Below are 23,162 nucleotides of genomic sequence, written 5' to 3'. Positions count from 1 at the left end.
CGTCACCCCTTGGTCGCGGCCAGCCAGTCGCGAAAGACGAGCGCCTGGCGCGAAGCCTTTGTGTGGGTTTGCAGGTAGAAGGTCTGCGGCGAGGTCATGCGCTCTGCCACCAGCGGGACCAGCGCGCCGCTGTCCAGCAGATCATCAATCAGCCCGGTCCAGCCCAGCACCGCGCCCACGCCATCCCGCGCCAGTTGCAACGCGATCATGTGGTTGTTCACCACGATCCCGCGACCGGGGGGCGGGGACAACCCGAACTTCGCAAACCATTCGGACCACCCGGTCCATTCCATGCCCTCTGCCACGACGTGAATCAGCGGCGCGCCATGCAGATCATGGATCGAGTTGATGCCCCTTGTGGCTGCGAACTCGGACGTGCCGACGGCGATGATGTCGTCACGAAACAGCGGCAGGCAGGCAGGGTCATCCTCGGCCATGCTGCCGTAGTGGATGCTCAGGTCTGCGCGTCCGGGGGCCGAGGCCGCATCGCTCACAAGTTGAGAGACAATGATGTCGGGGCGCGCTTTCCAAAAAGCGGTCAACTGCGGCGTCAACCAAAAGGCGCTGACCGCCGTGGTGGTCTGCACGACCACATCCTCCGTGTCGGGACCGGCGCGGACGTCGCGCACGGCTTCGGCGATTCCCTCGAACCCGCGCTGCAACGCGACGAAAAGATAGGCGCCCGCTTCGGTCAGTTCGACGCCGCGATGCTGGCGGCGAAACATCTCGCTGCCGAGGTCGGATTCGAGTCGCCGGATCTGGTGACTGACCGCCGCGGGCGTGACGTTGAGCTCTGTCGCGGCAGTTTTGAAGCTTAAATTTCGAGCGGCCGCCTCGAAGCAAAGCAGCGCATTGAGCGAAGGAAGGTCATAGTGACGTGGCATGGTGTCGCTTTTGGGTGGCTGGGTGTCGGGAATGGTGTCAGGTGAATTAATCTAACTCAAGGTGATTTTTTTTACCATTGATGAGCGGCAGATTGATCGGCATCGCAAGAGGTGAAATCATCTTTCCTCGAATGAGGCCGCCCCCATGTCACACGATCTATCCGAGCTTTTGGCGCAACAGACCTCCGGCTATTCGCTGGACCAGGCGTTCTACACCTCCCCCGATGTCTATGCTCAGGACCTTGAGCATATCTGGTACCGCGAGTGGCTGTATGCCATTCCCGCGTGCCAATTGACCAAGACCGGCGCCTATGCGCGGGTGCAGGTGGGCGCCTACAACGTGGTGATCGTGCGCGGTGCCGACGGCGAGATCCGTGCCTTCCACAACTCCTGCCGCCACCGGGGATCGGTGTTGTGCAAGAACCGTGAGGGTGCGGTCGCCAAGCTGACCTGCCCCTACCACCAGTGGACCTACGATCTGGACGGCCGCCTGATCTGGGCGCGGGACATGGGCCCGGATTTCGATCCTTCGCAGCACAACCTGAAGTCGGTGCACCTGCGCAATCTGGCCGGGTTGATCTACATCTGCCTCGCGGATGATGCACCCGATTTCGACGCCTTTGCCGACCTCGCGCAGCCCTATCTGGAAGTGCACGACCTGAGCCGCGCCAAGGTCGCCTATCAGTCGTCGATCATCGAAAAAGGCAACTGGAAGCTGGTCTGGGAAAACAACCGCGAATGCTATCACTGCGCGGGCACCCATCCGGCGCTGTCGCGTTCCTTCCCGCTGGACCCGGCTGTCGCGGGCGTGTCGGCGGATGGTTCGATCCCGGCGTATCTTCAGGCGCACTTTGACAAATGCGAAGCCGCCGGAGCACCGTCGAAGTTCGTGATGGCGGGCGAGGCGGGCCAATACCGTCTGGCGCGGATGCCGCTGGAAGCCAAGGCGCTGTCCTACACCATGGACCTGCTGCCCGCCTCCAAGCGCCCGCTTGGCCGGGTGTCGGTGCCGGATGCCGGCACGCTGCTGAAGTTCCACTACCCGTCGACCTGGAACCACTTCCTGCCCGACATCTCCCTGACGTTCCGCGTGACGCCGATCAGCCCGCAGGAAACCGAGGTCACCACCTGCTGGCTGGTGGACAAGGATGCCGTCGAAGGCGTCGATTACGACATGAAGCGCCTGACCGAGGTCTGGCTCGCCACCAATGACGAGGACCGCCAGATCGTCGAGGACAACCAGCTCGGCATCAACTCGCCCGCCTACCAGTCCGGCCCCTACAGCCCGATCATGGAAGACGGCGTGGTGCAATTCGTCGACTGGTACAAACAGACCATGCTGCGCGGGCTGGGTCCGCGCGCCGTAGCAGCGGAGTGACACAATGAACGCGATTTCTCCGACGCTGGCCTTCTGGTCCGATGACGAACCGCTGGAATGCGTGTCCTTCCTGCCGGAAGCACATAACGTCGTGACCTTCACCTTTCAGGCGCCGTCCGGTGCGCTGTTCCGCTACAAGCCGGGACAGTTCGTCACGCTGGAGCTGCCGGTGCCGGGCGGGCCGCTGTTCCGGACCTACACGATCAGCTCTTCGCCCTCGCGCCCGACGTCGCTGACCATCACGGTCAAGGCGCAGGACGGCTCGCTGGGCACGCGCTGGATGCTCGACCATCTGCGCGCGGGCATGCGCCTGAATGCCAAGGGTCCGGGCGGCACGTTCTCGAACGTCAACCACCCGGCGTCCAAGTATCTGTTCATCTCTGCGGGATCGGGCATCACGCCGATGATGTCGATGACCACGGCGATGTATGACGCGGGCCGGGACCCGGACATCGTGTTCATCAACTGCGCGCGCCGCCCGTCGGAAATCATCTTCCGCCAGCGGCTGGAGCATATGGCCGCGCGCATCACGGGGATCGAGCTGGCATGGGTGGTGGACAAGACGGACCGCTACCAGCCCTGGACCGGGTATCGCGGCCACTTCAACCAGCTTCTCCTGGGCCTCACGGCGCCGGACTATCTTGAACGCGAAGTGTTCTGCTGCGGGCCGGAGTCCTTCATGACCGCCGTGCGTGAGGCGCTGGTGGGCCTCGGCTTCGACATGGACCGCTACCATCAGGAAAGCTTTCACGCACCTGTGGGCGCGACCGAGGACTTCCCCGAAGACGTCACGCTGGACGAAGAAACCAAGGCCCAGATCGAGTTCACGCTGTCTGGCAAGACCGTGGAATGCGCCGAGACGGAAACCCTGCTGGGTGCGGCGCGCACCGCTGGTCTGGCAATCCCGTCCGGCTGTACGTTCGGTGTCTGCGGCACTTGCAAGATCAAGAAAACCGAAGGCACGGTGCACATGGTCCACAACGGTGGCATCACCGACGAGGACATCGAGGACGGCTACATCCTTGCGTGTTGTTCCAACCCTATCGGCAAGGTGGTTGTCGAAGCCTGATGGTATCAGTTCCCCGCAACGGCCGGTTCCCGCAGGGGTGCCGGCCGTTTTTGCGTTCTGTATCGGGCCAAGCCTATCGGACGCCGGGTCTTGAATGATCTGCGCCGCACGGTCGGTGACGGCGCTTCTGCCCGGCAGGGCGCGATGTAGCCGATGTCAAGGAAGACGCGCGCCCCGGTCTCGATCACGCGATGACGGGGCAGGGTGCAATTTGATTTCACCTTTGGTGCGTTGGCGTTTATGAGGGCACGAGTCAAATACCGGAGGATCACATGCCGCGCTATCGTTCCAGAACCAGCACCCATGGACGCAACATGGCCGGGGCCCGTGGCCTTTGGCGGGCGACGGGCATGGGCGACGACGATTTCGGCAAGCCGATCATTGCCATCGTCAACAGCTTTACCCAGTTCGTGCCGGGCCACGTCCACCTGAAGGATCTCGGCCAGATGGTCGCCCGCGAGGTCGAGGCCGCGGGTGGCGTTGCCAAGGAATTCAACACCATCGCCGTGGATGATGGCATTGCCATGGGCCACGACGGGATGCTGTATTCGCTGCCCTCGCGCGAGGTCATCGCCGACAGTGTCGAATACATGGTCAACGCCCACTGCGCCGACGCCATCGTGTGCATTTCCAACTGTGACAAGATCACGCCCGGCATGTTGATGGCCGCCATGCGCCTGAACGTCCCGGCGATCTTCGTCTCCGGCGGGCCGATGGAGGCCGGCAAGATCGACCTCGAAGGGCTGGACGTCAAGAAGGTCGATCTGGTGGATGCGATGGTCGCCGCCGCCTCCGATACCTACACCGACGAACAGGTGCAGCACATCGAGGAAAACGCCTGCCCGACCTGTGGGTCGTGCTCGGGCATGTTTACCGCGAACTCCATGAACTGTCTGGCGGAGGCGCTGGGTCTGGCGCTGCCGGGCAACGGCTCCACGCTGGCGACCCACGCCGACCGCAAGCAACTGTTCCTCGAAGCCGGGCGCAAGATCGTCGAGATCACCAAGCGGCACTACGACGGAGAGGAAAAAGGTCTGCTCCCACGCGAAATCGCCCGGTTCGAGGCGTTCGAGAACGCGATGTCGCTGGACATTGCCATGGGGGGATCGACGAACACCGTTCTGCACCTGCTGGCCATCGCCGCCGAAGGCGAGGTGAATTTCACCATGGACGACATCGACCGGCTGTCGCGCAAGGTGCCGTGCCTGTGCAAGGTCGCGCCGAACACCGAGAACGTGCACATGGAAGATGTGCACCGTGCCGGTGGGATTTTCTCCATCCTCGGGGAGCTGTCGCGCGCGGGGCTGCTGCACACCGACTGTTCCACGGTGCATTCGTCCACCATGGCCGAGGCCATCGGCAAGTGGGACATCAAGGTCGCCAACAACCCCGAGGCAGAGCAGCTGTTCAAGGCCGCGCCCGGTGGCGTGCGCACCACGCAGGCTTTCTCCACCGAGAACCGGTTCAAGGAACTGGACACCGACCGCGAAGGCGGCGTGATCCGGTCCAAGGAACATGCCTTCTCGCAGGATGGCGGTCTGGCGGTTCTGTTCGGCAACATCGCGCAGGAAGGCTGCATCGTGAAGACGGCAGGCGTCGACGCGTCGATCCTGAAGTTCACCGGCAAAGCGCATGTGTGTGAATCCCAGGACACCGCCGTCAGCGACATCCTCACCAACAAGGTGAAGGAAGGCGACGTCGTGGTCATCCGCTACGAAGGCCCCAAAGGCGGGCCGGGGATGCAGGAAATGCTGTATCCGACGTCCTATCTGAAGTCGAAGGGTCTGGGCAAAGCCTGCGCCCTGCTGACGGACGGTCGTTTCTCCGGTGGCACGTCAGGCCTGTCCATCGGCCACGTGTCCCCCGAAGCGGCAGAGGGCGGCACCATCGGTCTGGTGGAGAAGGGCGACACGATCGAGATCGACATCCCCAACCGCAGCATCCACCTTGCCGTGGATGACGCGACGCTGGCTGCCCGCCGCGCCGCCCGTGACGAGGCAGGTTGGAAGCCGGAAGAAAAGCGTACCCGCAAGGTGTCCTCCGCGTTGAAAGCGTATGCGGCGCTGGCCACTTCGGCGGCCAAGGGTGCCGTGCGCGACGTGGACCAGCTTACGAAGAAATAAGTGTATCAGCCCGCGTATCGTGACGGTGCGCGGGCGATTTTTGCGTTTGCACCAGCGGACCGCCTGCACGAACAACCGGTCAAGGCGCAAGGTGCGTCCTCGCGGGTGACTGCATTGCGTGGTGCTGATGTCGCTTCGTCGGGTTGCCATTGAGCGCCTTTCGCTGGCGTCCGCAGGGCTGCTCCCCATCGCGACCACGGGTGGCCGCGCCCACGTTTGGGTCATGCGGCGTGACCCTGCGAAGACTATGGTCCGATGCGCTTCGGTGTCTTTATGCCCGGGTTTGGCCGTTCCAACACGTGTTGCGCAAGGCATTCGCATACGGGGAGGCCGGGCTGCGAAGGCTTGCATCTGGCCGCTGCGCAGCGGAGACTTTCGGCTTTCAGCGGGAGGTCAGCATCATGCCAACACCAGCGGCCAACAAGGCCACAGTCACGGCCTTTTACGACATGATGTTCAACCAGTGCCGCCCGCGCGAGGCCATCGCGCGCTACGCCGGGGCGGAGTACATCCAGCACAACCCGCATGTGGGGAACGGCAAGGACGCCTTCATCACCTATTTCGAGCGGATGGCGCAGGAATATCCGGGCAAGTCCGTGACCTTTCACCGGGTGATTGCCGAGGGCGACCTGGTGGTTTTGCATTGCGAACAGCGCTGGCCGGGATCGGACGACTACGCCGGGATGGACATCTTCCGGCTCGATGCCGAGGGCCGCGTGGTGGAACATTGGGATGTGCTGCAAGTGCTGCCGAAGGTTTCTGCCAACGACAACGGCATGTTCTGACGCATCCGGGGTCACGCCCTGCGTGGGCGCCGACGGCACTGGACGGTCCTGACCGCTTGTGCTTCGGTCGCCTGGGCTGAACTGCGCCCCGAGTGTTGAATGAGGAACCGATGACCTGGCAAACCGTGCAGACCTGGGCGACGCATCTGCATCCTGACAAATGGTCGGGGGCGCTCATCCTCCTTGCGCTTTTCATTCTTGCCGGGCTGCTGCTGTCGCATCTTCTCAAGCGGACGATCCGTCTGGTCGTGGCGCGCGATCACGACAACCGCCTTGACCGCATGTCCATCGCGTTTCTCTCGAAGGTGGCGAGCGCCTTTGTCTGGATCATGATCCTGATGCTCTACGCGCACATGATTCCGGCTCTGGACAAGGTCGCCACCGCGCTTCTGGCAAGCGTTTCGGTCGCGTCGGTGGTCTTTGGCCTTGCCGCGCAATCGACTTTGTCAAACTTCGTGGCGGGCTTCAGCCTGATCTTTTACCGCCCGTTCCGCCTTGGCGACAAGTTGCAGATCAACGCGCCGACCGGTGTCGAAACCGGCATCGTCGAGGACGTGTCGCTGGGCTACACGATGCTGAAGACCTACGATAACCGCCGGGTCATCATCTCGAATTCCTCGATTTCAAGCATGACGATGATCAACCTGTCGGCGCGTGAACCGCGGACGATGGCAGTCGTTCCGATCTCGGTGGGCTACGATTCTGACATCGACAAGGCGCGGGCGCTGATCCTCGAGGTCGCGTCTGGATTGCCGCAGGTCGAAGAAGTCGTCGGCTGTCCGGTGACCAATCTGGGCGCGTCGAGCGTGGATTTCAGCCTGCGCGTCTGGTGTGCAAATTCCGGCGTTGCCGGAGGGTGTGCAAGGCCGCGGCTGAACCTTTCATCAATGTAAGGTCGCGGACAAGACCACTGCAAACGGGTCGGGCAGAAAGGTCCTATCGAAGCAACCCGCGCCAAAGGCCCCACATGCTGACACTCTGCCTGAAATATCTGACCGAGAGATCGTCCCTGCGCTGATCGCCCCGCGTCACGAAGCAATCAGGGTGCCGGTTCGGTCGCCCGCCGCGCGGCTTGGCCCCAAAGCGGCCCTTCACGGACGGCCCTGCAAGACATCTGAAAGGACACCCTCATGAAACATCCCCTGCTTCCGCTGTTGACGGCCCTGTGCCTGTCGGCCCCGATGCTCGCCTCGGCGCAACCGCTGGACTGCCCCGCGCCTGCGCCCGTGTTCACCGCGGCTGACGCGGAGCCTTTTGACCTGTCACAGCTTGCGAAAACGGTGGGACAAGCCGAGCTTGACGGCACATCACTGCGCAAGGTCGCAGAAGATATCCGCGCGGACTATCCCGAGGCCAAGGATGCAGATGTCGCCGATATCATGATCACGGCCTTCTGCACTTATCTCAACACCGATGCGCCGAAGGATCACCGCAGCGAGTCGAATGTGCGCGCCTTCGAGAGCGAGGTGTATGACGCGGTCTTTGGTGGTGCGCCGGACCAGTCCTATGAAAAGCAGGGGTGGCTTTACGGAAACTGACCGTTCCCCAGCCCCGAATGCGAGAGCCCGTCACCCTTGGTGGCGGGTTTTTTCGTATTATTCATAATGGCTTGGCGAATATGTCGTGGATGTAAGGTTGCCGAAAGTCTGGTGACGAAGTGGCTCCCTAGATGTTGTTCAACGGCAGCACCCGCTGCGCGAAAGGGACGACGGACATGGCCTCAACCGAACTCAACGCACTGGTCTTGCAGGGGGGCGGAGCGCTTGGCGCCTATCAGGCCGGCACCTTCTCGGCCCTGGACGAGGCCGGTTTCGACTTTGACTGGATCGCCGGCATTTCGATCGGGGCGATCAACGCCGCGCTCATCTGCGGCAACCGCAAGGGAGACCGCGTTGCCGCGCTGGAAGCGTTCTGGGACAGGATCACGTCGAACACGCCACAATCGTTTGGTTTCTGGACCGCTTCCGCGCGCCGCGCCTTTTCGGAATTTGCCGCCGCCGAGGTGTCGATGGTCGGCGCTCCGGGCTTTTTCAGGCCGCGGATGCCCGTCGCGTTCTGGCCCTTCGCTCCCGCGCCGGCGCTGAGCCTTTATGACACCACCCCGCTTGAGGCGACGCTGAACGACTTGGTGGACTTCGACCTGCTGAACGCGACCGGCCCACGGCTTTGCGTCGGGGCGACGGACGTGGAGACCGGGAACTTCACATATTTCGACAGCCGCGACACGCGGATCGACGCGCGCCACATCATGGCCAGCGGTGCCTTGCCGCCGGGCTTTCCGCCGGTGGAGATTGACGGTCGTTTCTACTGGGACGGCGGTCTCGTGTCGAACACGCCTCTGCAATACGTGATGGAGCGGGCCGAGGGCGAAACGCCGCTGTGCATTTTCCAGGTCGATCTGTTCAATGCGCGCGGCGGGCTTCCGGTCGATGTGATCGACGTGCAGCAGCGCCAGAAGGACATCCAGTATTCCAGCCGCACGCGCCTGACCACGGACCGCTACCGCCAGCTGCACGCGTTGCAGGCGGCGGCAGAGCGGCTGGCGGCGAAATTGCCCGACACGCTCAAGGACGATCCCGATCTGGCGCTTCTGCGCGAGGCCGGGCCGTCATGTCCCGTGACGCTGGTGCATCTGATCCACCGGAAGCAGGGCTTTGAGGGCGGCACCAAAGATTACGAGTTCTCGCGCCAGTCGATGACGGACCACTGGGCGGCGGGGCGCGGCGACGTCACCCGCACGCTGACACACGAAACCTGGACATCCCGCTGCGTGGGCGCCGACGGCCTGCACGTCTTTGACCTTGGCACATCCGAAACCTGAAGGACCCTGACCATGAACGCCTCTGATCTTCTCGCAAACGCCTTTGCCATGCCTGTCACCAGCCCGTCCTATCCCAAGGGGCCGTACCGCTTCGTCAACCGCGAGTTCCTGACCATCACCTACCGCACCGACATGGAGGCCCTGCGCCGCGTGGTGCCCGAGCCGCTGGAGATCCCGGAGCCGCTGGTGAAATACGAATTTATCCGGATGCCCGACAGCACCGGTTTCGGGGATTACACCGAAAGCGGCCAGGTCATCCCGGTGACGCTGGACGGCGTCGCGGGCGGCTATGTGCATTCGATGTTCCTGAACGACGATGCCCCCATCGCCGGGGGGCGCGAGATCTGGGGCTTCCCGAAGAAGCTCGCTGATCCGGCGCTTCGGGTCGAGAAAGACACGTTGGTGGGCACGCTGGACGTGGGCTCCGTCCGGGTTGCGACGGGGACGATGGGCTACAAGCATCGCGCGCTCGACCACGACGCGGTGCTCAAGGGCTTCGAGGCGCCGAACTTCATGCTCAAGGTCATCCCGCACGTCGATTGCACACCACGGATTTGCGAGCTGGTCCGCTACTACACCAAGGACGTGACCCTGAAAGGCGCCTGGGAAGGTCCCGCGGGTCTCGAACTTCACCAGCACGCGCTGGCCCCGGTGGCCGAGCTGCCTGTGCGGGAGGTCGTGTCGGCCGTGCACCTGATGACCGACCTGACGCTTGGTCTGGGCGAGGTCGTCCACGACTACCTGCCAGCGAAAGGATAAGCGACCATGCCTGTCGTAGCCCCTTCCGCCGCGACACCACGCGCGTCCCGCCACACGCGGACCACACGACTGGTCCATGCCGGGTTGGCGCTGGCCGTCGTGACGCAACTTCTGGTCAGCCTCGTGATGGAACCGGCAGAGGACGGCCATGCCGGGAACCTCTGGTACGAGATCCACGAATACGGCGGCCTCGCGGCCTTTGCCCTGATCGTGCTGTTCTGGATCGTCCTGACGGCCCGCAAGCGTGGCACGCCGGGCGGCCTCTTGTTCCCGTGGTTTTCGGGTCCAAGGCGCGCGGCGCTCTGGTCCGACATCAAGCACCATGCCGCGACACTGCGCCAGATGCGCCTGCCGCCCCATGACGACGCCAGCCCGCTGGCCAGTGCCGTGCACGGGCTGGGCATCCTGCTGATCAGCGCGATGGCCGCCACCGGCACGGTCTTCTACTTTTTCGGCGGAGGCGACGCGCACACCGGCGGTCTGGCAGGCGTCATACTCGAGATCCACAAAGCGCTGGCGAACCTCGCCTGGGCCTACCTGATCGGCCACGCGGGCCTCGCCGTCCTCCAGCACATCTTCACCGATTTCAACCTGCGCGAGATGTGGTCCCTCCACACCGCGACCAAGAAGGAAACCAGCAAATGAACCTCAAGGATAAAGTCTGCATCATCACCGGCGCGGCCAGTGGCATCGGCCTCGGCATCGCGAAACGCTACGTCGCCGACGGCGCCAAGGTCGTCATCGCTGACCTGAAACTCGACGCGGCGCAAAAGACCGCCGACGCGCTGACCGCCGAAGGCCCGGGCGAGGCCATGGCCGTCGAAATGGACGTCACCGACGAGGATATGGTCAACGCCGGTGTGGCCAAGGTCATCGATACATGGGGCCAGATTGACGTGCTGGTGTCGAACGCCGGTGTGCAGATCGTGCACCCGATCGAAGATTTTCCTTTCGACCAATGGAAAAAGCTGCTGTCGATCCATCTCGACGGGGCCTTCCTGACCTCCAAGGCGGTGATGCCGCATATGCAAAAGGCCGGGTCCGGGTCGATCATCTTCATGGGCTCCGTCCATTCCAAGGAAGCGAGCGCCCTGAAGTCCGCCTACGTGACGGCAAAGCATGGTCTGCTGGGTCTGGCGCGCGTCATTTCCAAGGAAGGCGCAAAGCACGGCATCCGCGCCAACGTGATCTGCCCCGGCTTCGTGAAGACCCCGCTGGTGGAAAAGCAGATCCCGGAACAGGCGCGTGACCTTGGCATCTCCGAAGAGGAGGTCGTGAACAAGGTCATGCTGGGCGAGACCGTCGACCAGGAATTCACCACCATCGAGGACGTGGCCGAAGTGGCGCATGTCTTTGCTGCCTTCCCGACCAATGCGCTGACCGGCCAGTCGCTGGTGGTCAGCCACGGCTGGTACATGAACTGAGACCCTCGGGAACAGGAGACCGACAATGGAAAAAGACCCCCTTCACGACCGCCTTGCAGCGCTCGGACGCAAGATCCACGCGGCGGAGCAGAAGCTTCGCGACCACGCGCATCTGTACCATGACCAGGCGCATCTGACGTCAAAAGAGCTCAAGGAGCGGTACGCGCGGTTGCAGGCCCGTCTGGACGACGAGGCCGCCGACGATGAAGCCCACGGCGATCACGTGACCGACCTCGAACGCTCGGTGAGGCAGTGGCTCGACAGCTTCGACACCTCGCACACCGCATCCAACTGACAACCCCACAAGTTTTGAAAAGGAGACCGTCATGTCCGAACTGATCGTCATCGGGTACGAAACGCCCGAAAAGGCCGAAGAAGCCCGCGCCGACCTCATGAAGATGGCCGGGGAATATCTGGTCGATGTGGCCGACGCGGTTGTCGCCGTCGCGGACGCAGAAGGGAACGTCAAGCTCAATCAGATGGTCAACATGTGGACGGCCGGGGCGACCGGCGGAGCGTTCTGGGGCCTGCTGGTGGGGATGATCTTCTTCAACCCGCTGCTTGGTGTCGCCGTCGGCGCCGGGGCAGGGGCGCTGTCGGGCGCGCTGACCGATTACGGCATCAACGACGACTTCATGAAAGAGGTTGGCGGCGTTCTGCAACCGGGGCAGGCGGCGCTGTTCATGATGGTGCGGACCAATGCCTCCGACAGGGTGATCGAGCGGCTGGGCGAACACGGCGGGCGCGTGCTGCGCACCAACCTCGACACCGATGCCGAAAACCATCTGCGGCGCGCCTTTGACGAAGCACACAAGGCTGAGGTCGGCGCAACCGCGCCGGAGCAGGCATGACTTCCGTGGTGTTCGTCCAGCCGCTGCTGGCGCTGATCGCGGGGGTTCTGATCCTGATCGTTCCGCGACTCCTCAACTACGTGATCGCCGGCTACCTGATCCTGTTCGGATTGGCCGGATTGTTCCCGCATCTCTTCGGCGCCTGAGCGCCAACATACTCGGCGACGGACACCACCATCGGAATCCGTCGCGATCTGGCAGGGGCCACCATGAAACACCTGAAACTGATCATTCTTGCTGTTGCCGTCGTCGCCGTCGGGGGCGGGCTTTGGCTTTGGTGGCAGCATGAGCGCATCCACCCCTCGACCGATGACGCCTACCTCAAGGCCAATGTGCTGACCATCGCCCCGCAGGTCGGTGGCGCGATCGAAACCGTTGCGGTCATCGAGAACCAGCATGTCGCGGCCGGTGATGTGCTGTTCGGGATCGACACGACCGATCTGGAGCAGCAGGTTCAGGCCGCTCAGGCCAGTTATGAGGCCGCGATGCAGCAAACCAGCGCGGCGATCACCGACCTGTCCTCGGTTTCGGCCCAGGTCGACAGCGCGCAGGCGGCGCTCAAGGATGCGCAGGACAGCTTTGACCGGACGGCGACGCTGTTCCAAAAGGGCGATGTGGCGCAGGCGGCGCTGGATCAGGCCACCTCCGCGCGCGATCAGGCCGAGGCCGCGCTCGCCAGCGCGCAATCCGCGCTGGCGTCGGCCCGTGAACGCGCGGGACAGGCGGGCGATGACAACCCGGCGGTGCGCGCGGCCAAGGCGCAGTTGACCCTGGCGCAGACCAACCTCGCGCGGGCCGAGGTGACGGCCCCGGTCTCGGGCTGGGTGTCGAACCTCGATCTGCGGCCCGGCGCGCTGGTCGCACCGAACATGCCGCTTTTCTCGCTGGTCGAGGACGGGGATTGGTGGATCGACGCGAATTTCAAGGAAACCGACTTGGCGCGCCTGCGTCCCGGCCAGCCTGTGGCGGTCGACATCGACATGTATCCTGGCCTGACGCTGGACGGCACGGTTCAGAGCCTCGGTGCCGGGTCCGGCGCGGTGTTTTCCCTGCTGCCGCCTCAGAACGCCAGCGGCAACTGGGTCAAGGTCACGCAGCGCTTTCCCGTGCGGATCGCCCTTGACACCCGGCCTGACGATCCCGCCCTGCAGCTGCGCGTCGGCGCGAGCACCAACGTGACTGTCGATACCTCCGGTCTGGACGCCGCGCAATGAGTGCCGCAGCTGTTTCGGAAGAGGCTTCCGGCGCGGGCGCGGTGCGCTGGACCATCGTTCTGGCCGTGGTGCTGACGGCGGTGCTGGAGGTGCTCGACAGCACCATCGTCAACGTCGCTTTGCCGCAGATCCAGGCGGCCTTCGGCATCACAAACGACCAGACGGTCTGGATTTTGACGAGCTACATCGTCGCCTCGGTCGTGGTCATGCCGCTGACCGGCTTTTTCGTCCGCAGGTTCGGGCGGCGGCGGCTGATCATCTCGGCCATCGTGGGGTTTGCAACCTTCTCGGCGCTTTGCGGGCTGTCCTGGAGCGTCGAGATCATGGTCGCCTGCCGTTTGGGTCAGGGCATCTTTGGCGCCTTCCTGATCCCGCTGTCGCAATCCATCCTGTTCGACAGCTTTCCCAAGGAAAAGCGCGGCCAGGCCATGGCTTTCTTTGGCCTTGGCGTCGTGGTGGCCCCGGTGCTCGGGCCGACGCTGGGCGCGTTGCTGACCGAGTATTTCTCTTGGCGTGCGGTGTTTTACGTCAACCTGCCCATCGCGGCCTTCGCGCTGACGATGATGACCGGGGAGCTGAAGTCCGAGGACACCAAGCGGATCACCGTGGACTGGGTCGGGTTGGCGCTGATGGTGGGGGCGATCGCGTCGCTGCAATTGATGCTGGACCTCGGGGAAAGCCGTGACTGGTTCGCCTCGAAGCTGATACAGGTCGCGGCGATCACCCTCGTCGCCTGTGCGGTGAGCTTCGTTCTGCGCGGGCGTGGCAAGCGCGACAACATCATCGACTTCTCGCTGTTCCGCGACCGCAGTTTTGCCGGGGCGAACGTGGCCATTCTGGGCTTTGGCGTGGCGATGTTCGGCTCCATCGCGATCCTGCCGCTGTTTGTGCAGGGCCTGCTGGGCTATCCAGTGCTGGATGCGGGGAGGCTGTTTATTCCGCGCGGGATCGCGGCGGGCTTTTCGATGGTGCTGACGGGATCGGTGCTGGTCACGCGTTTCGATCCGCGCAAGCTGTTGGTTGTGGGGCTGATCCTGACGGGATCCGGCAACATCCTTTTGGGTCTGCTCAACCTCGATGCGGGGTTCTGGAACCTCGCGTGGCCCGGCGTGGTGTCGGGGCTTGGCATGGGGTTGTTCTTTGTGCCGATGTCGACGCTGGCCTTTCAGAACATCGGCCCGGACCGGCAGGACGAGGCCTCGGGCATCTACGGTGTGACACGTTCGCTCGGCTCGTCGGTGGGGATTGCGCTGGTGGGCTGGCAGGTCGCCAGCCGGTTGCAGTTCCACTATGCCACGCTGGCGTCAGGCATCACGCCTTTCGATGCCGCGGCGCGGGCCTGGCTGGCACCGCTGAACCTCGACCCCGCCTCGCCCGAAGGGGCCGCGCAGATCGCCGCCCAGATCCAGCAGCAGGCCAGCCTGCTGGCGTTCCAGGATGCCTTCTGGCTGACCGGGGTGGCGGCCTTCGCGATGCTGCCGGTGGTGTTGATCCTGCAACGGCCCAATCCGCAGGCCGCGCCGGTGGCGGCGCACTGAGGCGCTACATCCGGGTCGCGAGGTTCCCCATGATCCAGAGCGTGCCGATCGCCATGATGGCCAGCAGCAGAACGGTGAACAGGATCAGTTGCAGGTCCTCGCGCTTTTGGCGGGACAGGTCGATGTGCAGGAAAAAGCGCAGGTGCACGACAATCTGCGCCACGGCCAGCACCGCAATCGTGATCGCCAGCGCGCGCCCTTCCATCAGTGCCCAATGCACCAGTGCGAAGGGCACCAGCGTCAGCGTCAGGGCAAGACCGAAGCCCGCCAGATAGAACCGGGCCTCTTTGGTGTGGTCAGGATCGGTCATGGCATCAGCCCTCCGAGATAGACGATGGAAAAGATCGCGACCCAGATCAGGTCGAGGAAGTGCCAGAAGAGGCCGAGCCGCAAGAGCCGTGTCTTGACCACCGGGATCAGACCGAGTGTCGCCATCTGCGCCAGCATCACCATGAGCCACAGGCAGCCTACGGCGACGTGCAGTCCGTGCAGCGGCACAAGGCCCCAGAAAGCCGACCAGTAGCCGCTGCGCTGGGGCACCGCGCCGGCCTCGATCATGTGGGCGAAGTCCCGCAGCTCCAGCGAGAGGAACACCAGCCCAAGCAGCAACGACACGCCCAGCCAGCGGGCAATCGCCGCCCGCCCGCGTTCGTGCCGCATCGCCAGCGTGGCAAAGCCGAAGGTCAGGCTGCTGGTGAGCAGGATCATCGTCTGGGCAAAGATGCTGGCCAGGTCAAAGGCGTCCGCCGGCCCCGGGCCACCTGCCATGCCCATTGGGTTGGCGACCGTCAGATAGGACGCAAAGACCAGTCCGAAGATCTCCAGATCGCTCATCAAAAAGATCCAGAAGCCGAAAACGATGGTCTCGGCGCCCTCATGGGCCTCGCCGTGATGGTCCCCGAGGTTGAGGCCGGGATGGAGGTTGGATGTGCTCATTCTGCGGCCTCGGTCCGATTTGGGCGCTCCGGCATGGCGCGGCCCATGTTGCGGGTGTGGGTTTCCTGAAGCCGGTCCACTGCCGTGGCCGCCTGCACCTTGGCCAGCCACGCGCGATGTTCGGCCGCGACCCGGGCGGCGGGGATGACGTGGTGGTTCCGGGTGTGGAACGTGCGGCCGACCAAGGCCAGCAGCATCACCGCCAGTGACAGCACGGCGAGCCACCAGATCCAGAACACCAGCGCCACACCCATCAGCGTCGAGCAGACACAGACGTCCAGGCCGATGGCCGTGTTGTTCGGCATCTCGATGTCTTCGTATGCTTCAGGCTCGGCATAGGCGCGGCCCGCGGCCTTGGCCTCTGCGAAATCGTCGCGGGCGGTGACCCGTGGCACCACGGCGAAGTTGTAGGGCGGCGGCGGCGAGGGGATCGACCATTCAAGCGCGCGCCCGTCCCAGGGGTCGCCCAGCGGCACGGCCAGTTGGTCACGGCGGCGGATGCTGATCCAGAGCTGGATCGCCAGGCAGGTGAGCGCCGAAAGGATCAGTGCGGCCCCGAAGAGCGCCAGCCACATTATCGGCTGGAAGGACGGCTCGGCGAACGTGGGTGAGCGGCGCGGCATGCCATGCAGACCCAGCCAGTAGAGCGGCAGGAAGGTGAAGGAGAAGCCGATGATCCACAGGATGGCCGCCGCGCGGCCCCAGCCCTCGTGCAGGCGAAAGCCGAAGGCCTTGGGGAACCAGTAGTGATAGCCTGCCAGCAGCCCGAACAGCACGCCCGGGATGATCACGTTGTGGAAGTGCGCCACGAGGAACAGCGTGTTGTGCACCTGGTAGCTGATGACCGGGTTGGCCAGCATCACCCCGGTCAGACCTCCGATGGTGAAGAGGTAGAAGAACCCGACCGCATAGATCATGGGCACCGTCATGCGCACCCGACCGCGAAAGAGCGTGGCGATCCAGTTGTAGATCTTCACGCCTGTCGGCACGGCGATGGCCATGGATGCGATGCCGAAGGCGGCGTTGACATTGGCGCTTTGCCCCATGGTGAAGAAGTGGTGCAGCCAGACGCAGAAGCTGAGCACGGCGATCGACATGGTGGCATAGACCATCGACATATAGCCGTAGATGCGCTTGCCGGAATACGTCGTGATCACCTCGGAGAACATGCCGTAGCAGGGGATGACCAGCAGGTAGACCTCCGGGTGGCCGAACAGCCAGAAGAGGTTGACGTAGTTCATCATGTTGCCGCCGAGATCGTTGGTGAAGAAGTGGAACTCCAGGTATCGGTCGGCGGCCAGCATCAGCGCCGCCACGGTCAGCGGGGGCAGGGCGAAGATCATGATGATCGAGGTGCAGATCACGGTCCAGCAGAAGATCGGCATCCGCAGGAAGTGCATCCCCGGCGCGCGTTCCTTGTAGATCGTGACGGCAAAGTTGATACCCGACAGAGTCGTGCCGATCCCCGCCAGCGTGATGGCCCAGATCCAGTAATCCGGCCCCGGTCCGGGCTGGAAATCGGCCCCCGTGTAAGGCGGGTAATTGGCCCAGCCCCCGGTCGAGAACTTGCCCAGCACGAGCGAGATCATCACCAGCGCAGCCCCCGTTGCCGTCAGGCCAAGGCTGATCTGGTTCATCACCGGAAACGCCATGTCGCGCGCGCCGATCTGCAACGGCATGACGTAGTTGATGACCCCGGCGATGAAGGGCATCGCCACGAAGAAGATCATGATCGTGCCGTGGGTGCTGAACAGCTGGGAAAAGTGGTCCGGGGTCAGGAACCCTCCGTCGAGACCAAAGGCCTGCTGGGTCCGCATCAGCACGCCCTCGATGACCCCGCGCGCCAGCATGATGAGCGCCAGGGCGCAATACATGATGCCGATCCGCTTGTGGTCGACGCTGGTCAGCCAGTCGCGCCAGAGCGGCCCCCATAGCCGGAACCAGGTCAGCAGGACCAGTACGCCAAGCCCCCCGAGGATCACGGCCATGGCGGCCCCCGCCGCGACCAGCTCGCTGGGGGTGGGGTCCTGGAGGGCGTGCCAGATGGACAGGGACGACAGGTCGAGCCGGCCGAAGAGTGCGTCGGTCATTGGGTGGGCTCTCCTGCCTCTGTCTGCGGATCATACTCCTGGGCACCGGGCTGGGCCGAGGGGGGCACGGGCGTTCCGTGCATGTAGCGGTGCAGGACGGTGTCGAACAGATCGCTCTCGACCGACGAGAAGTGGATGACGCCTTCGGGCAGGCCCTCTGCGGCCATCCGCTGTTGCGCCTCGGCCCCGGTGGAGGCGTCGGCAAGCACGGCGTAGCGCTCGGCCGTCAGCGGCACGCCGTCCGATTGGACCTGCGCGACCCAGGCGTCGAAATCGGCCCGCTCCATCGCGACGGCACGGAATTTCTGCTGTGCGAAGCCGGTGCCGTTGTACTGCGTGTTCTCGCCCTCGAAGCGGCCCGGGACGTCGGCCAGGAAATGCAGCTTCGTACGCATCCCGGGCATGATGTAGATTTGCCCCGCCAGCGCCGAGACCAGAAACGATTGCATCACGGTGTCGCTTGTCAGGTCCAGCGCGACGGAGGTCTGCTCGGGAAACGCCAGCTCGTTGACCGTCGCGATGCCGAGCTCGGGGTAGATGAACAGCCATTTCCAGTCGAGGCCCACGACCTCGACCCTGAGCGGCGGATTGTCAGAGGCGATGGGCTTGTAAGGGTCGAGCGCGTGGGTTGTCCGGAAAAGCTGCACCGACAGCACCGCCACGATGACAAGCGGGACGCCCCACATCAGCACCTCGAGCACGGATGATCTGTCCCAATCCGGCGTGTAGCGTGCCGCGGAATTGCGATAGCGGAAGTGCCAGAGCAGGATCGGAACAAGCAGGAAGACCGGCAAGATCGCGATCATGGTCCACCCGAGGATCTTTAACAGCTCCAGCCGTTGCGCGGCCGCGATTGGACCGCCGGGCATCAGGAACGTGTCCCCCGATCCACTGCACGCCGCAAGGGCAAGGCAGCCCAACAGGGAGGTGATTATGGAAGCTTGCCGAAAACTCATTGCTGTCCATCCTGCTGGCAAGGGGCGGCAGGTCGCCGGGCGCGCCTTTCAGCTGCCTGTCCTCCTGACCACCGATGTGATGGGTCTTGGTGAGCGATATCCGCTGCCTTTTCAAGACCGGGGATGTACGCTCTGACAAGACCGAGGCAAAAGCCGAGGGTCAGGGCAATGACGTGCCCCGCGTCTGCAAGTGGCTCGGGCGCAAGTGCATATTTGACGGCCACGAGCGCGAGGATCGCGATCACGGCGGGGAAGCGATGGCGCCAGGTGGCGATCAGGACACCGATCACGCCAAAGCCGCCCAGCGACATGCCCACGTCCGTCGTCTCCGCCAGCGTTGCAAGGGCAGGGACCCGTGCGACGGCGGCCAGAAGGACCAAGGTCGCCATGACGTCGACCGCAAAGAACAGGCCGGCGGCGCGCCATGTGCCCCAGAGCCATTCCGCCCGGCCGATCACCAGGGCCGCGAAGGGAAGCTGGCGCAGCAGCATCGGCAGGTCATGCGACAGGACGATAGCCGAGACAAAGCGCGACAGATTCCCGTCGCGCAACGCGTCCACGCCGATCCCCCGCGCGGCCAGCACGCTTTGGTCGATGTGCCCCGAGAACGTCCCGGCCAGGCCATTGGCGACCAGCATGACTGCGAGAAAGGCACAGGTGAACGGCACCCGCCGCAGGAGGGCCGTGCACGGCGACAGCATTGGCAGATCAGGGCGCGACATGGACGGCAAAGCTCCCGAGCAATACGAACAGGGCCATGACGAGCAACAGCAGGAAGGTTTCGGCCGGGCCGTCATCGTCGGGCAGCTGCTCTTTCAGGTCGATCCGCCTGCGCTTGTGACGCATCCGCAGCCAGGCGATCATCACCACGGCACCGCCTGCGGCAAACAGCAGATAGGTCGACCAAAGCGGTTCCGCACGCGCACTCAGCCGCGCCGCCGCAAGACCAAAGCCGACAATGGCAACGGCGGTGCGCACCCATGACAGGAAGGTCCGTTCGTTCGAGGCATGGGTTTCAAAGTTGACGATCATAAGCCCCCCTTATTTCATCAATCCACGCAGCCCGCCCGAGACCAGCACGTTGACCTCATACAGGATCTGCGGCGCGGCCAGTCCGCCGGGGCAGGCGAGGTAGTTGGGCGACCAGACCGGGTCGAACTTCTCCTTGTAGGCGCGCAGCCCCTCGAAGCGGTAGAAATGCTCGCCGTGCTCGTAGATGAAGCCGCCGATGCGGTTCCATAGCGGCGCAAGCTCCCGGTTCTCGACCCCGGCGAAGGGCGCGGCGCCCAGCGAGGCCCAGCGATAGCCCGTCTCGGCGCCCCAGAGCAGCATCTCGGCAAACAGCGCGTCCATGGCGAAATGCGGGGCCTCGGGCAGGTAGCGCATGAGGTCCAGTGACAGCTCGTGCCGGTTGGCGCCCTGAAAGAGGTTTGCAAAGGCCACGATCCGGCCGTCGGGGTCGCGCAGCACGGCCACGTCGAAATTGCGCATGTATCCTTCGGTAAAGGCCCCGAGGGAAAACCCCTTTTCCTCTCCCTGTTTGCGCGCCAGCCAGGCATCCGAGATGTGCCGCAACTCTGGCAGGATCGGCCCGGTCTCGGCGCAGGGAACCACGGCAAAGACAAAGCCGTCGCGGGCGGCGCGGTTGCGCGCCTGCCGCAGGTCCTTGCGCTTTGATCCGTCCAGCGTGAAGCCGCGCAGGTCGACGCGCGCGACCTCACCGATCTTCAGGATCGACAGCCCCAGATCGAGGTAGGTCGGCAGGTAGGTCGGGGACACCGCGTAGAAGGCCACCCGTTTTCCGGCCCGGTAGGCCCGCTCCCGCAGCGCCCAGATCAGCGCCTGTCCCGCCTTCACCTCACCCACGGGATCGCCCTTGGCGATCAGTGACTTGCCGGTATCGGCGTAGGCGATGAATGCGGTCTCGTCCGGCGAGACGAGGAACAGCTTGTCCCCTGTGAGGGCGATGTTGGCCTCTGTATCCTCGCTGTTTGCAACCAGTCTGCGCACGACGTCGGGGATCTCGCGCAGTTCCCGGATCGCGGGGCGGTGGCTGATGATCGAGTTGAGGACGACGGCGGCAAGGACGATTGCCACGATCAGGCTGGCGCGCAGGAACCGCGAGGCGTCGCCGTTCCAGCTGAACTGCCACCACAGGGCGTTGCGGTAGTCGACATGATCATAGGCAAACAGGCCGATCCAGAAGATCGCCGCGGCCAGGACGAGGATGCTGAGGATCCACCGCCGGTCCAGCCGGAACAGCGCGATCCCTTCGGCGCGGTAAAAGGCAGGTCGCAGCAGCCTCAGCGTCGCGAAGGTCGCGGCCATCGACAGCGCCTCGACCCAGTCGAGCCCCTTGACCAGCGACGCGATCAGCCCGATACCGATCAGGGCCATGGCGAAAAGCCACGCACGGTAGAGCTTGCGGTACAGCCCCGCCGCCACGACGATCAGAAGCGCACCCACGAGGCTGCCGACAAGGTGGGACGCTTCGATGACGCCCAACGGGACCACGTCGCGCAACAGCTCCAGCCGGGTGCCTTCGGCGGGCAGGGTGCCCGAGACGAGCAGCACGATCCCGGCGAGCATCGCCAGCGCCGCCGCCAGGATCGGAACCACGGGCTTGAGCGCCCGCCAGAGCGTGCTCGACGCGACATGAAACCGGCCCCGGTTTGCCAGGGTCGCGGCAATGGCCAGCCCAAAGGCCGCGATGGCGAAGGGCAGCACGGTGTAGATCAGGCGGTACAGCACAAGCGACGCCAGAACGTCGGAGCGGCCAGCGGCGCCGAGCCCGGCGATGATGGTCGCCTCGAAAGCGCCGAGGCCCCCCGGCGCGTGGCTGAGGATGCCGAGCATGACGGCCGCAACGAAGACGGTTGCAAAGACCGGCAAGCCTGGTCCGAGGTCCGCAGGCAACAGCACATACAGCGTCAGGGCCGCACCGGAAACATCGAGCAGGCCCGCCAGAGTGAGGCCGAGGGCCTGCGCAGGGCGGGGCAGATCGAGGCTGTAGGCATGTGAGCTCAGACGCCTCTGACCGGTGGCCAGCCAGATCAGGTAGCCGGCATATCCAGCCAGAAGCAGAGACCCGAGCGTGGTTTCCACCAGCTCCGGAATCGGCAGGATCGCGCTTAACCCGGTGGGGTGCAGCGTCAGCAGCGCGCCGAACAGCAAAAGCAGCGCGGAGACAAAGCCCGACCAAGAGATCGCGACCACCGCCGAGACCTTGACCAGATCCAGACCAAAGGCAGAATAGACGCGGTAGCGGACCGCTGTGCCGGTCAGGTATGACACGCCGAGCAGGCCGGAGATGGCGTAACCCGCCGCCCCGGAAACCATCGGCACGCGCGCCGGCATGGCCTTTGGCGCGACGGCCCGCATGGCGAGGAAATCGTAGGCCGCGATGCCTGAAAAGCTCAGGGCAGTGCAGCCCAGCGCCGCCAGAAGCACCCAAGGACGTTGCGCAGCGAGGTCGCCGCGCACGTCTGCCCAACTGACATGGCTCGCCAGCTTGTGCAGCACGACCACGGCGATGATGCCGATGATGACCGGGATCACGATCTTGACGGCCGGGTGTTCGATCACGCGCAGCACGCGTGCCACGACGGTCGGGGTCTTAGCGTCGGCCATTCACGCCGTCCTCCAGAAGGTCGATCTGTATCTGCTGCAATTCGGCAAGTCTTTCCCATTGATGCGCAAGCTGGTGGTCGATCTTCTCGTGCAGCAGGCGGATTTCGAGTTCGGATTTCAGGTTCACCCGGTAGTCGTTTTCGGCGCGCAGCCGGTCCTTGGCGTCCTGCCGGTGCTGGCTCATCATGATGATCGGTGCCTGAAGGGCGGCCACGCAGGACAGCACCAGGTTGAGCAGGATGAACGGATAGGGATCGAAGGGTTTCGGGCCGAGCAAAAGCACGTTCGCGATCATCCAGACGACCAGCACCGCGCAGAACCCGGTGATGAAGGTCCAGCTGCCGCCGAATTCCGACACCCGGTCCGACAGGCGATCGCCGAAGGTGGCGCGTTCGGCCACGTCGTCCTCGGGCCTGCGCGAGATCGGCTGCCCCGCTTCGAGGCTGGCCAGGACCTGTCGGTCGAGCGCATCGAGCTCCCCGCGTTCGCCTTCGAGCAACCGCTCGACATACAGCCTGCGGAACCGTGCCAGATCGGCCTTGCAGATGCGCTTGCCGTCGGCCCAGCCGGGCGCTTCCTGCACGATCAGGGCAGAGACCCCCGGCCGGACGCCGATCCAAGGTTGCAGCCCGGATGCAGGGAAGGTCTTGTTGCAGACATGGCAGGTGGCGTGGGTTCCACGGCCGTCGTTTTTTGTCTTCATG

The 23,162-nt window shown here is 64.3% G+C and carries 24 protein-coding genes; 15 read left to right on the top strand and 9 right to left on the bottom strand.

Translation table 11 applies throughout. From position 1 onward, the window contains the following. Positions 1-2: 2 nt before the first annotated feature. Complete coding sequence (locus tag J4E08_RS21645; RefSeq protein WP_349540262.1) at positions 3-884, bottom strand: LysR family transcriptional regulator; 882 nt, start codon at positions 882-884, stop codon at positions 3-5. Between the two features lie 145 nt (positions 885-1,029). Between J4E08_RS21645 and J4E08_RS21640 the strand changes: the two genes are divergently transcribed. From J4E08_RS21640 to J4E08_RS21570, 15 genes are all read left to right on the top strand, one after another. Continuing rightward, positions 1,030-2,262 (top strand): aromatic ring-hydroxylating oxygenase subunit alpha, encoded by a 1,233-nt coding sequence (locus J4E08_RS21640; protein WP_349540261.1) that lies wholly within the window; start codon positions 1,030-1,032, stop codon positions 2,260-2,262. A gap of 4 nt (positions 2,263-2,266) precedes the next feature. Then, on the top strand, positions 2,267-3,331 hold the full coding sequence (locus J4E08_RS21635) for an FAD-binding oxidoreductase (RefSeq protein WP_349540260.1): 1,065 nt from the start codon (positions 2,267-2,269) through the stop codon (positions 3,329-3,331). Positions 3,332-3,603: 272 nt separating this feature from the next. Beyond that, positions 3,604-5,454 carry a dihydroxy-acid dehydratase gene (gene ilvD, locus J4E08_RS21630; RefSeq protein WP_349540259.1) on the top strand — a complete coding sequence of 617 codons (1,851 nt, stop codon included), beginning with the start codon at positions 3,604-3,606 and terminating at the stop codon, positions 5,452-5,454. 401 nt (positions 5,455-5,855) lie between these two features. Beyond that, positions 5,856-6,239, top strand: a complete 384-nt coding sequence (locus J4E08_RS21625) for a nuclear transport factor 2 family protein (protein ID WP_349540258.1) — start codon at positions 5,856-5,858, stop codon at positions 6,237-6,239. A 110-nt stretch (positions 6,240-6,349) separates the two neighbouring features. After that, positions 6,350-7,132, top strand: coding sequence for a mechanosensitive ion channel family protein (locus J4E08_RS21620; protein ID WP_349540257.1), 783 nt, complete (start codon positions 6,350-6,352; stop codon positions 7,130-7,132). Between the two features lie 237 nt (positions 7,133-7,369). Beyond that, positions 7,370-7,777 carry a hypothetical protein gene (locus J4E08_RS21615; protein WP_349540256.1) on the top strand — a complete coding sequence of 136 codons (408 nt, stop codon included), beginning with the start codon at positions 7,370-7,372 and terminating at the stop codon, positions 7,775-7,777. 176 nt (positions 7,778-7,953) lie between these two features. After that, the gene (locus tag J4E08_RS21610; RefSeq protein ID WP_349540255.1) at positions 7,954-9,060 is read left to right on the top strand and encodes a DUF3734 domain-containing protein; all 1,107 of its coding nucleotides are present in this window, start codon (positions 7,954-7,956) and stop codon (positions 9,058-9,060) included. A 12-nt stretch (positions 9,061-9,072) separates the two neighbouring features. Continuing rightward, complete coding sequence (locus tag J4E08_RS21605; protein WP_183965817.1) at positions 9,073-9,819, top strand: acetoacetate decarboxylase; 747 nt, start codon at positions 9,073-9,075, stop codon at positions 9,817-9,819. A gap of 6 nt (positions 9,820-9,825) precedes the next feature. Then, positions 9,826-10,464 (top strand): cytochrome b/b6 domain-containing protein, encoded by a 639-nt coding sequence (locus tag J4E08_RS21600; protein ID WP_349540253.1) that lies wholly within the window; start codon positions 9,826-9,828, stop codon positions 10,462-10,464. Then, a complete protein-coding gene (locus J4E08_RS21595; RefSeq protein WP_349540252.1) occupies positions 10,461-11,243 on the top strand; it encodes a 3-hydroxybutyrate dehydrogenase in 783 nt (260 codons plus the stop codon). Before J4E08_RS21600 ends, J4E08_RS21595 begins: the two co-directional genes overlap by 4 nt. 25 nt (positions 11,244-11,268) lie before the next feature. After that, positions 11,269-11,538, top strand: a complete 270-nt coding sequence (locus tag J4E08_RS21590) for a 3-ketoacyl-ACP reductase (RefSeq protein ID WP_349540251.1) — start codon at positions 11,269-11,271, stop codon at positions 11,536-11,538. 31 nt (positions 11,539-11,569) lie between these two features. Further along, the gene (locus J4E08_RS21585; RefSeq protein ID WP_349540249.1) at positions 11,570-12,094 is read left to right on the top strand and encodes a DUF1269 domain-containing protein; all 525 of its coding nucleotides are present in this window, start codon (positions 11,570-11,572) and stop codon (positions 12,092-12,094) included. After that, complete coding sequence (locus J4E08_RS21580; RefSeq protein WP_183965822.1) at positions 12,091-12,240, top strand: DUF3096 domain-containing protein; 150 nt, start codon at positions 12,091-12,093, stop codon at positions 12,238-12,240. Before J4E08_RS21585 ends, J4E08_RS21580 begins: the two co-directional genes overlap by 4 nt. 63 nt (positions 12,241-12,303) lie before the next feature. Then, a complete protein-coding gene (locus J4E08_RS21575) occupies positions 12,304-13,308 on the top strand; it encodes an HlyD family secretion protein (RefSeq protein WP_349540248.1) in 1,005 nt (334 codons plus the stop codon). Further along, complete coding sequence (locus J4E08_RS21570) at positions 13,305-14,846, top strand: DHA2 family efflux MFS transporter permease subunit (RefSeq protein ID WP_349540247.1); 1,542 nt, start codon at positions 13,305-13,307, stop codon at positions 14,844-14,846. The genes J4E08_RS21575 and J4E08_RS21570 overlap by 4 nt, the downstream gene beginning before the upstream one ends. A gap of 4 nt (positions 14,847-14,850) precedes the next feature. Here the strand turns inward: J4E08_RS21570 and cyoD are convergent, their stop codons facing one another. The 8 genes from cyoD to J4E08_RS21530 are packed head-to-tail and all read right to left on the bottom strand — an operon-like array spanning position 14,851 to position 23,161. Continuing rightward, the gene (cyoD, locus tag J4E08_RS21565; RefSeq protein ID WP_349540246.1) at positions 14,851-15,156 is read right to left on the bottom strand and encodes a cytochrome o ubiquinol oxidase subunit IV; all 306 of its coding nucleotides are present in this window, start codon (positions 15,154-15,156) and stop codon (positions 14,851-14,853) included. Then, positions 15,153-15,782, bottom strand: coding sequence for a cytochrome c oxidase subunit 3 (locus J4E08_RS21560; protein WP_349540245.1), 630 nt, complete (start codon positions 15,780-15,782; stop codon positions 15,153-15,155). The genes cyoD and J4E08_RS21560 overlap by 4 nt, the downstream gene beginning before the upstream one ends. Further along, positions 15,779-17,872 (bottom strand): cbb3-type cytochrome c oxidase subunit I, encoded by a 2,094-nt coding sequence (locus J4E08_RS21555; protein WP_349540244.1) that lies wholly within the window; start codon positions 17,870-17,872, stop codon positions 15,779-15,781. The genes J4E08_RS21560 and J4E08_RS21555 overlap by 4 nt, the downstream gene beginning before the upstream one ends. After that, a complete protein-coding gene (locus J4E08_RS21550; protein WP_349540243.1) occupies positions 17,869-18,828 on the bottom strand; it encodes a cytochrome ubiquinol oxidase subunit II in 960 nt (319 codons plus the stop codon). The genes J4E08_RS21555 and J4E08_RS21550 overlap by 4 nt, the downstream gene beginning before the upstream one ends. Continuing rightward, a complete protein-coding gene (locus tag J4E08_RS21545; protein WP_349540242.1) occupies positions 18,825-19,550 on the bottom strand; it encodes a rhomboid-like protein in 726 nt (241 codons plus the stop codon). The genes J4E08_RS21550 and J4E08_RS21545 overlap by 4 nt, the downstream gene beginning before the upstream one ends. Then, positions 19,537-19,860 carry a YidH family protein gene (locus tag J4E08_RS21540; RefSeq protein ID WP_183965836.1) on the bottom strand — a complete coding sequence of 108 codons (324 nt, stop codon included), beginning with the start codon at positions 19,858-19,860 and terminating at the stop codon, positions 19,537-19,539. The genes J4E08_RS21545 and J4E08_RS21540 overlap by 14 nt, the downstream gene beginning before the upstream one ends. Before the next feature lie 9 nt (positions 19,861-19,869). Next, positions 19,870-22,458, bottom strand: a complete 2,589-nt coding sequence (gene mprF / locus J4E08_RS21535) for a bifunctional lysylphosphatidylglycerol flippase/synthetase MprF (protein WP_349540241.1) — start codon at positions 22,456-22,458, stop codon at positions 19,870-19,872. Further along, positions 22,445-23,161: a DUF1003 domain-containing protein gene (locus J4E08_RS21530; RefSeq protein WP_349540240.1), complete on the bottom strand. Its 717-nt coding sequence runs from the start codon at positions 23,159-23,161 to the stop codon at positions 22,445-22,447. The genes mprF and J4E08_RS21530 overlap by 14 nt, the downstream gene beginning before the upstream one ends. Position 23,162: the final 1 nt, after the last annotated feature.

This window comes from Sagittula sp. NFXS13, assembly GCF_040148795.1.
Classification (GTDB): domain Bacteria; phylum Pseudomonadota; class Alphaproteobacteria; order Rhodobacterales; family Rhodobacteraceae; genus Sagittula; species Sagittula marina.
This window is presented reverse-complemented; position numbering and strand designations above follow the sequence as displayed.

Coding starts and splice junctions, on each gene's coding strand:
- ilvD (WP_349540259.1), top strand. CDS start 3,604: ATGCCGCGCTATCGTTCCAGAACCAGCACCCATGGACGCAACATGGCC.
- J4E08_RS21545 (WP_349540242.1), bottom strand. CDS start 19,550: ATGTCGCGCCCTGATCTGCCAATGCTGTCGCCGTGCACGGCCCTCCTG.
- J4E08_RS21620 (WP_349540257.1), top strand. CDS start 6,350: ATGACCTGGCAAACCGTGCAGACCTGGGCGACGCATCTGCATCCTGAC.
- J4E08_RS21580 (WP_183965822.1), top strand. CDS start 12,091: ATGACTTCCGTGGTGTTCGTCCAGCCGCTGCTGGCGCTGATCGCGGGG.
- J4E08_RS21610 (WP_349540255.1), top strand. CDS start 7,954: ATGGCCTCAACCGAACTCAACGCACTGGTCTTGCAGGGGGGCGGAGCG.
- J4E08_RS21550 (WP_349540243.1), bottom strand. CDS start 18,828: ATGAGTTTTCGGCAAGCTTCCATAATCACCTCCCTGTTGGGCTGCCTT.
- J4E08_RS21600 (WP_349540253.1), top strand. CDS start 9,826: ATGCCTGTCGTAGCCCCTTCCGCCGCGACACCACGCGCGTCCCGCCAC.
- J4E08_RS21635 (WP_349540260.1), top strand. CDS start 2,267: ATGAACGCGATTTCTCCGACGCTGGCCTTCTGGTCCGATGACGAACCG.
- J4E08_RS21575 (WP_349540248.1), top strand. CDS start 12,304: ATGAAACACCTGAAACTGATCATTCTTGCTGTTGCCGTCGTCGCCGTC.
- cyoD (WP_349540246.1), bottom strand. CDS start 15,156: ATGACCGATCCTGACCACACCAAAGAGGCCCGGTTCTATCTGGCGGGC.
- J4E08_RS21570 (WP_349540247.1), top strand. CDS start 13,305: ATGAGTGCCGCAGCTGTTTCGGAAGAGGCTTCCGGCGCGGGCGCGGTG.
- J4E08_RS21530 (WP_349540240.1), bottom strand. CDS start 23,161: ATGAAGACAAAAAACGACGGCCGTGGAACCCACGCCACCTGCCATGTC.
- J4E08_RS21555 (WP_349540244.1), bottom strand. CDS start 17,872: ATGACCGACGCACTCTTCGGCCGGCTCGACCTGTCGTCCCTGTCCATC.
- J4E08_RS21540 (WP_183965836.1), bottom strand. CDS start 19,860: ATGATCGTCAACTTTGAAACCCATGCCTCGAACGAACGGACCTTCCTG.
- J4E08_RS21595 (WP_349540252.1), top strand. CDS start 10,461: ATGAACCTCAAGGATAAAGTCTGCATCATCACCGGCGCGGCCAGTGGC.
- J4E08_RS21560 (WP_349540245.1), bottom strand. CDS start 15,782: ATGAGCACATCCAACCTCCATCCCGGCCTCAACCTCGGGGACCATCAC.
- J4E08_RS21590 (WP_349540251.1), top strand. CDS start 11,269: ATGGAAAAAGACCCCCTTCACGACCGCCTTGCAGCGCTCGGACGCAAG.
- J4E08_RS21640 (WP_349540261.1), top strand. CDS start 1,030: ATGTCACACGATCTATCCGAGCTTTTGGCGCAACAGACCTCCGGCTAT.
- J4E08_RS21625 (WP_349540258.1), top strand. CDS start 5,856: ATGCCAACACCAGCGGCCAACAAGGCCACAGTCACGGCCTTTTACGAC.
- J4E08_RS21585 (WP_349540249.1), top strand. CDS start 11,570: ATGTCCGAACTGATCGTCATCGGGTACGAAACGCCCGAAAAGGCCGAA.
- J4E08_RS21615 (WP_349540256.1), top strand. CDS start 7,370: ATGAAACATCCCCTGCTTCCGCTGTTGACGGCCCTGTGCCTGTCGGCC.
- J4E08_RS21645 (WP_349540262.1), bottom strand. CDS start 884: ATGCCACGTCACTATGACCTTCCTTCGCTCAATGCGCTGCTTTGCTTC.
- J4E08_RS21605 (WP_183965817.1), top strand. CDS start 9,073: ATGAACGCCTCTGATCTTCTCGCAAACGCCTTTGCCATGCCTGTCACC.
- mprF (WP_349540241.1), bottom strand. CDS start 22,458: ATGGCCGACGCTAAGACCCCGACCGTCGTGGCACGCGTGCTGCGCGTG.